At 73.8% G+C, this 9,647-nt stretch carries 9 protein-coding genes; 5 read left to right on the top strand and 4 right to left on the bottom strand.

The genetic code is table 11. The features are described from left to right. The 5 genes from VM242_11165 to proB all read left to right on the top strand — a co-directional run. Positions 1-1,668: Rne/Rng family ribonuclease (locus tag VM242_11165; protein HVM05722.1), on the top strand; the 1,668-nt coding region annotated here is incomplete at its 5' end. 268 nt (positions 1,669-1,936) lie between these two features. Further along, positions 1,937-2,251, top strand: a complete 315-nt coding sequence (gene rplU / locus VM242_11160) for a 50S ribosomal protein L21 (GenBank protein ID HVM05721.1) — start codon at positions 1,937-1,939, stop codon at positions 2,249-2,251. Position 2,252: 1 nt separating this feature from the next. Next, positions 2,253-2,513, top strand: a complete 261-nt coding sequence (rpmA, locus tag VM242_11155) for a 50S ribosomal protein L27 (protein ID HVM05720.1) — start codon at positions 2,253-2,255, stop codon at positions 2,511-2,513. 130 nt (positions 2,514-2,643) lie between these two features. Continuing rightward, positions 2,644-3,909 (top strand): GTPase ObgE, encoded by a 1,266-nt coding sequence (gene obgE / locus VM242_11150; GenBank protein HVM05719.1) that lies wholly within the window; start codon positions 2,644-2,646, stop codon positions 3,907-3,909. After that, positions 3,906-5,000 (top strand): glutamate 5-kinase, encoded by a 1,095-nt coding sequence (proB, locus tag VM242_11145; GenBank protein ID HVM05718.1) that lies wholly within the window; start codon positions 3,906-3,908, stop codon positions 4,998-5,000. The genes obgE and proB overlap by 4 nt, the downstream gene beginning before the upstream one ends. 187 nt (positions 5,001-5,187) lie before the next feature. Here the strand turns inward: proB and VM242_11140 are convergent, their stop codons facing one another. Genes VM242_11140 through VM242_11125 form a run of 4 tightly spaced genes read right to left on the bottom strand, consistent with a single transcriptional unit; the run spans position 5,188 to position 9,616 of the window. Next, positions 5,188-5,973 carry a PspA/IM30 family protein gene (locus tag VM242_11140; GenBank protein HVM05717.1) on the bottom strand — a complete coding sequence of 262 codons (786 nt, stop codon included), beginning with the start codon at positions 5,971-5,973 and terminating at the stop codon, positions 5,188-5,190. 9 nt (positions 5,974-5,982) lie between these two features. Next, positions 5,983-6,747 carry a hypothetical protein gene (locus VM242_11135; GenBank protein ID HVM05716.1) on the bottom strand — a complete coding sequence of 255 codons (765 nt, stop codon included), beginning with the start codon at positions 6,745-6,747 and terminating at the stop codon, positions 5,983-5,985. Next, positions 6,747-8,582, bottom strand: coding sequence for an extracellular solute-binding protein (locus VM242_11130; protein HVM05715.1), 1,836 nt, complete (start codon positions 8,580-8,582; stop codon positions 6,747-6,749). The genes VM242_11135 and VM242_11130 overlap by 1 nt, the downstream gene beginning before the upstream one ends. Next, a complete protein-coding gene (locus tag VM242_11125; GenBank protein HVM05714.1) occupies positions 8,579-9,616 on the bottom strand; it encodes a substrate-binding domain-containing protein in 1,038 nt (345 codons plus the stop codon). The genes VM242_11130 and VM242_11125 overlap by 4 nt, the downstream gene beginning before the upstream one ends. Positions 9,617-9,647 lie beyond the last annotated feature (31 nt).

The following is a 9,647-nucleotide window of genomic DNA, read 5'->3' as shown; positions in this document are numbered from 1 at the left end:
CCTGCCGGCCGGCCTTGCCCGGCTGGGCGGGTGCGGTGGCGGCCGGCTTGGCCGGACCGCCGCTGCGCCCGCTTCCCCGACGTCCCCGGCCGACCTCGTGGCGCCCGTGCCCCCGCCGATGTCGGGGGCACGGGCGCCACGAGGTCGGCCGGGGACGTCGGGGAAGCGGGCGCCACGAGGTCGGCCGGGGACGGCGAGGCGGGTGGCCCCGACGGCGGCGCCCGGCGCAACCGGCGGCGCGGGGGCCGCGGGCGCAGCGGCGGTCCGGCCAAGCCGGCCGCCACCGCACCCGCCCGGCCGGGCAAGGCCGGCCGGCAGGCGGCCGCCACCGTCGCCGGCGGCATGGAGGACGGCGCACCCGAGCGGCCCAGGGCCCGCGAGCGCAAGGGTCGCCCGGTCGGCCGGTACCTCATGTGCGTCCACATCAAGGACGGCATCACCCAGATCGCCGTCCTCGAGGGCCGGTCCCTGATCGAGCACTACGTCAGCCGGTCGCAGGACGACGCCAACCAGATCGACGGCAACATCTACCTCGGCCGCGTCCAGAACGTGCTCCCGGGGATGGAGGCGGCGTTCGTCGACATCGGCACGCCCAAGAACGCCGTGCTCTACCGGGGCGACGTCCGCTACGACGCCGACGACGTGGAGGGCGGCACCCGCCAGGCCCAGGCCCGCATCGAGCACCTGCTGCGCCCGGGCCAGGGCATCCTGTGCCAGGTCACCAAGAACCCCATCGGGACCAAGGGCGCCCGCCTCACCCAGGAGGTGTCGCTGCCCGGCCGGTTCGTGGTGCTCGTGCCGTCGTCGGACACCTACGGCATCTCCAAGCGCCTGGCCGACGACGAGCGGAAGCGGCTGCGGCGCATCCTCGACGAGATCCGCCCCCCCGGCCACGGGCTCATCGTGCGCACGGCGGCCGAGGGCACCTCGGCCGAGGAGCTGTCCCGGGACGTCGCCCGCCTCATGCGCCAGTGGGGCGACATCGAGGCCAGGGCCAAGAAGGCGTCGGCGCCCGCCCTCCTGTACCGGGAGCCCGACATGGCCGTGCGGGTCATCCGCGAGGAGTTCAACCACGACTACCGCGGCGTGGTGATCGACGACCCCCAGCTGTACGCCGAGGTGCGGGACTACGTGGAGAGCATCAGCCCCGAGGTGGCCGACCGGGTGGAGTACTTCGACCCCGCCGCCGACCCGCTGCCGATGTTCGAGCGGTACCACGTCCACGAGCAGCTCCACCGGGCGCTCGACCGCAAGGTGTGGCTGCCGTCGGGCGGTTCGCTCATCATCGAGCGGACCGAGGCGCTCACCGTGATCGACGTCAACACGGGCAAGAACGTCGGCACGTCGAACCTCGAGGAGACGGTGTTCCGCAACAACCTGGAGGCGGCCGAGGAGGTGGCCCGCCAGCTCCGCCTGCGGGACATCGGCGGGATCATCGTCATCGACTTCATCGACATGGAGATCACCGCCAACCGGGCCGAGGTCATCAAGGTCTTCCGCGAGGCCCTGGCCCGTGACAAGACCCGGACCCAGGTCTTCGAGATCTCCGAGCTGGGCCTGGTGGAGATGACCCGCAAGCGGGTCTCCGAGGGCCTGGTGGAGGCGTTCTCGCTCACCTGCCCCACGTGCGCCGGCCGCGGCATCGTCTTCGACGAGACCCTGTTGTAGGTCGGTTCGGAACCGGAGGTTCCGAACCGAGGCTCGGGGGAGCGACCTCCGGGCGGGCGGGGCCCGCCCTCCGGTCGCCCTGCACGGCTCGTCGGCGCCGGTCGCCGGAGGCGACCGGCGCTTGGGCGCCAGCCAGGGAGGCGGCTGCGCCGCTGCCCGTGGCCGGCCCCCGGGCCCCCGGGGGGCACGGGCTGGCCGGCGCCCGGCCTGGCGGACACCGGAGGCGAGGCTCGCCGCTCTTCCTCCGGCGGGGTAAGCTGCGCAACTCATGTACGCAGTGATCAAGACCGGTGGGAAGCAGGAGCGGGTGGCCGAGGGCCAGCGGCTGGACGTCGAGCTGTTGGGCGCCGACGAGGGCTCCGAGGTCGGTTTCGACCCGATCCTGCTCGTCGAGGACGGCAACGTGGTCGCCGGGCCGGCGCTGGCCGGGGCCCGGGTGTCCGCCCGGGTGGTGGGCCTGTCCAAGGGCCCCAAGATCACGGGCCTCACCTACAAGAACAAGTCGCGGTCCCACAAGCGGTGGGGGCACCGCCAGAAGTACACGACCATCGAGATCACCGGCATCACGCGGTCAGGGGGCTGACATGTCGAAGACCAAGGGTGGGGGCTCGACCAGGAACGGCCGCGACTCCAACGCCCAGCGGCTCGGCGTGAAGGTGTTCGACGGCACCGTGGTGCGGGCGGGGGCGATCATCGTGCGCCAGCGGGGCACCCGATTCCATCCCGGCATCAACGTCGGCCGTGGCGGTGACGACACCCTGTTCGCCACCTCGGACGGCCACGTCAAGTTCGGCTCCCGCAAGGGCCGCAAGCTCGTCGACGTCCTCCCCGCCGCCGAGGCCTGAGGAAGGCGCCCATGGCGCCAAGGCGAGATCGACAAGACTCGGAGCGCGGCCGGCCGGCGGGTGTGCGCGGCCCCGCCGCCCCGGCGGAGCACCATCGGTTCGCCGAGCAAGCTCCGCTTGCGACGGCGAGATGAACTTCGTCGACGAGGCCCAGCTCCACGTGAAGGCGGGCGGCGGCGGCGCCGGCGCGGTGTCGTTCCGGCGGGAGGCGCACGTCGCCAAGGGCGGTCCCGACGGCGGTGACGGCGGTGACGGCGGCGACGTGTGGCTGGTCGCCGACCCCAACGTCGCCTCCCTGCTCGCCTTCAGGGACCACCCGCACCGGCGGGCGGCCAGCGGGGCCCACGGGCAGGGCAAGGCCCGCCACGGCGCCACCGGGTCGTCCACCGACGTCAGCGTCCCCGTCGGAACGGTGGTGAAGGACCTGGACGGGACCGTCGTCGCCGATCTGTCGCGGCCGGGCGACCGCTGGGTGGCCGCCGCCGGCGGGCGCGGTGGCCGGGGCAACGCACGGTTCCTGTCCAACCGGCGCCGGGCGCCGTCGTTCGCCGAGCAGGGCGAGGTGGGCGAGGAGCACTGGTACGACCTGGAGCTGAAGCTGGTGGCCGACGTGGCGCTGGTCGGCTTCCCCAACGCCGGCAAGAGCACGCTCATCTCGCGCATCTCGGCGGCCAAGCCCAAGATCGCCGACTACCCGTTCACCACCCTGGTCCCCAACCTGGGCGTCGTGCGGGTGGGCGACCGGGAGCTGGTGGTGGCCGACGTCCCCGGCCTCATCGAGGGCGCCAGCGAGGGCAAGGGGTTGGGCCACCAGTTCCTGCGCCACGTGGAGCGGGCCCGGGCCCTCGTCCTGCTGATCGACCTGGCGCCCGCCGACCCCACCGACCCCGCCATGGCGCCCGCCGAGCAGGTGCGGGTCCTGCTGGACGAGCTGGGCAGCCACCAGCCCGAGCTGCTGGACCGGCCCCGGCTGGTGGTCGGCAGCAAGGCCGACTCGGCCACGTCGGGCTGGGACGGCCCGCCCATCTCCGCCGTCACCGGCGCCGGCCTGCCCGAGCTGGTCGGCCGCATGGCCGAGCTGGTCACCGAGGCGCGGGCCGCCGAGGTCGCCGCCGCCGGGGCGTCGAGCGGGTTCGTCATCCACCGCCCCGAGCCCGAGGGCGTGGTCGTGGAGCGGGGCCCGGACGGCGCCTGGGTGGTGCGGGGCCGCAGGGCGGAGCGGGCGGTGGCCGTCAACGACATCACCAACGCCGAGGCGCTGGACTACGTCCAGCACCGCCTCAAGCGCATGGGCGTGGACCGGGCCCTGGCCCGGGCGGGCGCCCGTTCCGGCGAGGCGGTCCACATCGGCGGGTTCACCTTCGAGTACGAGCCCGACCAGGTGCTCGAGCCGTGATCGTCGTCGCCAAGATCGGGTCGTCGTCCCTCACCGACCGGCACGGCGAGATCGACGGCCACGCCATCGCCAAGCTGTGCGCCGAGGTCGCCGGCCTGCGCGGCATGGGCCACAAGGTGGTGGTGGTGACGTCGGGGGCCATCGCCGCCGGGCAGCCCGCCCTCGGCCTGGTCGGCGCCCGGCCCGCCGACCTGGTGACCCTCCAGGCCATCTCCGCCGTGGGCCAGAGCCGCCTGATGCGGGTCTACGACGACACCCTCGGCTCCCACGGCCTCATCGGCGGCCAGGTCCTGCTGGCCCCGCTCGACTTCATGCGCCGCAAGCACTACCTCCACGCGCGGGCGACCCTGAACCGGCTCCTGGAGCTGGGCGTGGTGCCCGTCGTCAACGAGAACGACGCGGTGGCCGACGACGAGATCCGCTTCGGCGACAACGACGGCCTGGCCGCCCTGGTGGCCAACATGGTGGACGCGGCGGTCCTGGTCCTCCTCACCGACACGGCCGGCATGCTCACCGCCGACCCCCGGCTCGTCCACGACGCCTCGCTCATCGAGGAGATCGTGGAGGTGGACCACGAGCTCGAGCGCCTGGCCGGCGCCCCCGGTACCGAGAGGGGGAGCGGAGGGATGGCGTCCAAGCTGGCGGCGGCCAAGATGGCCTCCTGGTCGGGCGTCCGGGCCGTGATCGCGGCGGCCGACCGGCCCGGCGTGCTGGCCGGCGCGGTGGGAGGCGATCCCGGCGTGGGCACCGTCGTCCGCCCCCACGACCGCCGCCTGCCGGCCCGCAAGCTGTGGATCGCCTTCGCCGTCGGCCACCGGGGGACGGTCACGGTGGACGAGGGGGCACAGCGGGCGCTGGTGGAGCGCAAGACGTCCCTGCTGCCGGCCGGCGTCGTGAAGGTCGAGGGCACGTTCGACCCCGACGACGCCGTCGAGATCACGGGCATCGACGGCCGGGTGTTCGCCAAGGGACTGTCCCGGCACCCCTCGTCGCGACTGCTGGAATGGGCGGGCCGACGGACGTCCGACCTGCCCAGGGACCTGCCCCACGAGGTCGTCCACCGTGACGACCTGGTGATCTTCCCCAGTTAGGGCTTCGACCTCATTCGGTCGCTGCGCTCACTCCATTCGGTCGAGCTCTATCGTGCTCGGCGGGCGAGCGGGGCTCGCCCGCCTCCGCCCCTGTTCTTTCCCGGGCCCGCAGCCGGAGAGGCCGCGTGCGGCGGCGAGGGCGGCCACCGACCTTTCCTCGGCCCAGAAAGGACCTTCGAGGACGCAACTACGACGCGCTGCCGCTCCCGGGCTGCACCTCGGGTGTCGGCGTGCCCTCTGCCTCCCCCGGTGCGGCCAGACCCAGCTGGGAGCGGATCTCGCTCAGGCGGGCCTGGGCCTCCGAGTCCATCTGGGCGTGCTCGACCTCGAGCATCCGCGTCTCCACGGACTCCCCCTGGAGCTCGGCATGGCCGAGGGCCTTGGAGTAGCGCTGCTCGATCTTGTCGCGCACCTCCTCGAGGGAGGGGACGTCCTGGCCGATGGTCTGCGACAGGCTGGCCATGGCCGTGTTCATCTGCTCCTGCATCTTGGCCTGGTCCAGCTGGGACAGGAGCTTCTGGCGTTCGGCCAGCTTCTTCTGGAGGGCCATGGAGTTCTGGCTGACGGCCCCCTTGGCCTGGTCGGACGCCTGGGCCGCCGCCAGGCTGAGGGCCTTCAGGTCCTCCACCTCCTTCTCGACCGAGATGAGGCGCTGGGCGAACGACTCGGCCGCCCGGGTGTACTCGGCCGCCTTGGCCGCGTCGCCCCGCTTGGCGGCCTCGTCGGCCATCATCACGGCCTTGCGGGCCGACCCGTTCACCTTCTCGAGCTCCTGGAGGGCCCGGTTCAGGCGTAGCTCGGCCTGCTTCTGGTTGGCGATGACGTTGGCCGCCTGCTCGGTGAGGCGGCGGTGCTGCTCCTGCGCCTCGATGAGGGCCTGCTCGAGCTGGACCTTGGGATCGGCCATCTCGTTGAACTTCCCGGTGAGCAGCGCCGTGAGGTAGCGGCTCATCCGTCGGAGGAGTTTGAGCATGGTTCGAGGCTACGCCCCGGCGGCGCGGGCCGCCGCGCCCGACGTCTCGTCCAGGGCCAGGCGCAGGGACTCCAGCTCGGTGACCAACGAGTCCACGTCGGCCGACAGGGGGGTCAGGTCGGCCGTGGTCCCCGTGACCGACAGCTCGACGGCCCGCGCCACCGCCTCGTCCATCTGGGCGTTCAGCACCCGCAGCCGGGTGCGGGCGTCGCGGGAGACGCGCTCGATGCGCTCGGCCGACGCCAGCTGGGAGCGCACGGCGGCGAGGGCCCGCTCCAGCGACGGCTTCTCGAGCTGGTCGGCCCGGCGGATCTCGTGCTGCAACTGGGCCAGCTCGCGCTCGGCGTCCCCCCGGTCGATGTGGCCCAGGGCCGACTCCAGGGCGTCGCCCTGGCAGGCGACGCGCCAGCACTCCCGTACGGCGGCGTCGAGCCGCTTCCCGAGCTCCTCCAGCCGGTCCCGCAGGGGGCCGGACCGGGCCCGCCCGACCGTCTCGGCGAAGCGCGACCGCGCCTGGAGGGCGTCGGTCACCATCTGCCGCCACGGCTCGCCCAGGGTGAACGGGTCGATGCGCTCCTCGCGCGCCCGGCGGGGGACGGCCATGGCGACCCGGAATCCCCACGCCACCGCCCCCATGGCGGCGGCCGCCGCCATGGGGAGACCGGCCAGGATGCCCACGGACATGCCGGCCCCGGCCAGCAGCACGGCGGCCGGCGAGGTGATCGCCCGGGCGACGGCCGGCGTGCGGGCCCGCTCCGGGATGTGCTCCAGCATCAGAAGTTGCTGACCACCGCGGTGAACACGTTGGCGATGGTGGTGGGGTCGCTGGCGTCGTAGGCCTTGGCGTTGGTGGCCTCCGCCATGCGCTCCAGCACGCCGAGGTCGGCGCCCTCGCCGTAGGCGATCGGGAACATCCGGACGGGACTGGTGGCCTGCCCCTCGCTGCCCTCCCGGAGGGCGGCCAGGGTCCCGTCGAGGTCGCGGTTGCGGTCGTCCTCGTTGCGGCCGTCGGTGAGCAGGAGGACGGCGTTGATCCGCGCCGGGTCGTAGCTGTTGCGCAGCTCCCGGTGGGAGTCGCGGGCCACCGTGTAGAGGGGTGTGCCGTTGGTCGGCGTCAGGCTGCGGATCCGGGTGCGGATGGTCTCCCGGTTGGCGCCGATGGGCCCGATGGGCACCAGGTCGACGTAGTCGGGGTGGTCGGCGGGCCCGATGCCGGTGGAGAAGATGCGCAGCCCGACCTCGTCCTCGTCCTTGAACTGCCCGATGGCGTCGATGGCCGCGCTCTTGGCCAGGTCGAGCTTGTTCCGGTCGCCGTCGACGGGGTCGCCCATCGAACCGGAGACGTCGAGGACGATCAGCACCCGGGCGCTCTTGCGGTGGACCGCCCACTTGTCGATGACGGCGGCCAGGACCGGTGGCTCGGGCACCCGCAGCTCGGTCTGGGGCTGGTCGGGGTCCACGCCGTTCCCGGCCTCGATCGGCGCCCCGACGGCGACGTCGGGGTTGCCGGGGCGGAACCCGAACTCGAGCACCCGGCGCTGGTTGGCCGGCTGCTGGACGAAGCGCTCGAAGGCCCGGGCGCCCTCCCGCTCCTCGGCGTCCACCCACGGGGCGTCGAGGACGTACAGCGGGTTGTCGGAGAAGAGGGTCCCCTCCTTGGGGTAGACGGCCACCAGCGGGACCTTGGGCGGCCGGGGCTGCTCTCCGGGGTCGGTGATGCCGTCGGGGTTGCCGCGGTTGTAGTCGATGACCGACTTCTCCTCGACCGCCACCGCCGACACGTAGGTGAGCGACGTCCCCCTGGCGTCGTTGCGGAACCAGTTGTTGAGGAACGTCAGCGTGATGTCGCCGTAGTGGACCACCGCCGACTCCACGGCCCGGCTGAACGCCTCGACCTCGGGGTCGTTGAGGTCCTCCAGGGTCAGGTCGGCCTGCTTGCCGGTCGCCGCGTAGTACTGGGCGATGGTCGCCGACAGGGCGCTGGTCGAGAAGTTGGGGTTGGTCTTGCCGAACTTGAACCTCCCCCACTCGGGGTGGCCCTTGGACGCCCAACCGTTCGGGTCCTGGGACAGGGCGATGAGGTCGCCGTAGCCGACGGGCGTGTCCGGGTAGCCGAGGGCGTCGGCCATGGGCTTGGGCATGGCGATGACCAGGGGTGTGAGCATGAACGGCCGCGCGTCGGCCGGCGCCATGGGGGGCTGTCCCGCCTGGCCGAGGCGGTGGTTCAGCACGGCGCCCCACGAGCTGGCGGCGGGCGACCAGATCACCGGCTGCGGCCCGTCCGCCTCCACGTCGCTCCAGCCGGCGGCCAGGACGGTGGCGGCGGTGCCCGACGACTTGCGCTGGATCCGCACGAAGGTGCACCTTCCGCCTTCCTTCGCCGCGTCGGACTTGTTGAAGTCGGACGCCAGGCGGGTGAGGAGCTCGACCTTCTCGGGGGACACGGCGGCGTCCACGGCCGTGCACCCGCTCGGGACGTCGCCGCCGGCCGAGCCGCCGCCCTCGTCGTCGCTGCTGCACGTCTGGGCCAGGGCCATCACGGCGATGACCGCGATGGGCACGATCGTCCAGGGGCGGTGGGCGCCCATGCCGGGCGGGCGGCGGCTCACCGGATCGTCCCGGCCCGGCGGCGCAGCGCCTCGAGGACACCCGCCGAGGGGAGCCCGCTGCCGTCCGGGAGACGTCGAGTGGGGTCGAGCCCGGGAGCGAGCGTCTCGCCGTCGACCCGCCAGCCGGCCGCGGCCAACGCCCGCCGTCCGGCGGCTCCCGAGACCAGTTCGCGGAGCAGTTCGGCCGCCCGCCCGCCCGTCGTGCCCAGCACCACGTCGGCCGTCGCCACGGGTTCAGGGTAGAGGAGCCTGGGCTTCACGGGGCGCGCGGTGCGGGCGAGCAGCGGCCCCGCCTCCGCCTCGATCGTCCCCACCGCGTCGAACGCGGCCGGTCCACGTTGCAGGGCGGTCTCCACCGTCGCCGCCGTGTTGCGGGGCACGGCCCGGAGGAGGCGGTCGAGCCAGTCCTGGTATGCGCCCTCCTCGAGGTCGGCGCTCGACGCGACCGGCCGGTCGCCGAACCACGCCGTGGTGGCGGCACCGAGGACCGCCAGGCCGGTCGCCGTCGACACCGGTGGGAGTCCCGGCTTCACCGGTCCCCACCGCGCGTCACCCCCGGCGATCGAGGACCACTGCTCCCCGGCGTTCTCACCGAGGCACTTCCAACCGACGGTGCCTCCTTCACAGTGCCGCTTGAGGACCGTGTCGCGATCGGGCCACACGGCGAGCACCAGGGGGGAGCGGGCCAGCACGGCGCCGTCGTCGAGCAGCGTGTCCTTGGCTTCCCGCTCACGGGCCTCGTCGACGATGGCCGGCCACGGGCCTGCCACCAGCCACCCGTCGAGGCCGGCGTCCTCGCCCTGGCCCACGGCGGTGAGCCGCGCCGCGGTGTCCGCCGCCGCCTCCACCGTCGCCCGCACGTCGGAGCGCCCGTCGGCCGCCAGGGCGTCGCACACGGCGGCCAGCTCGGTGGAGCACACCAGGCGGAGCGCCGTAGTGGTGCGCTCCTCGTCGTCGTCCATGGCGCCCCGCACCGCGACCGCGCCCGCCACCATGGCGACGGCGGCCAGCAGGGCGAGGATCCGGGCGGCCACCGCCTGGAGCGTAGAGGGCGCCGCTCGCCGT

Source organism: Acidimicrobiales bacterium (genome assembly GCA_035540975.1).
In the GTDB taxonomy this organism is placed as follows: Bacteria; Actinomycetota; Acidimicrobiia; order Acidimicrobiales.
The sequence above is the reverse complement of the archived record's forward strand: the minus strand, read 5'-3'. Positions and strand labels throughout refer to the sequence as shown.

Excerpts from the sequence above, each read along its gene's own strand:
- obgE (HVM05719.1), top strand. The coding sequence starts at position 2,644 with ATGAACTTCGTCGACGAGGCCCAGCTCCACGTGAAGGCGGGCGGCGGC.
- VM242_11135 (HVM05716.1), bottom strand. The coding sequence starts at position 6,747 with ATGCTGGAGCACATCCCGGAGCGGGCCCGCACGCCGGCCGTCGCCCGG.
- rplU (HVM05721.1), top strand. The coding sequence starts at position 1,937 with ATGTACGCAGTGATCAAGACCGGTGGGAAGCAGGAGCGGGTGGCCGAG.
- VM242_11140 (HVM05717.1), bottom strand. The coding sequence starts at position 5,973 with ATGCTCAAACTCCTCCGACGGATGAGCCGCTACCTCACGGCGCTGCTC.
- rpmA (HVM05720.1), top strand. The coding sequence starts at position 2,253 with ATGTCGAAGACCAAGGGTGGGGGCTCGACCAGGAACGGCCGCGACTCC.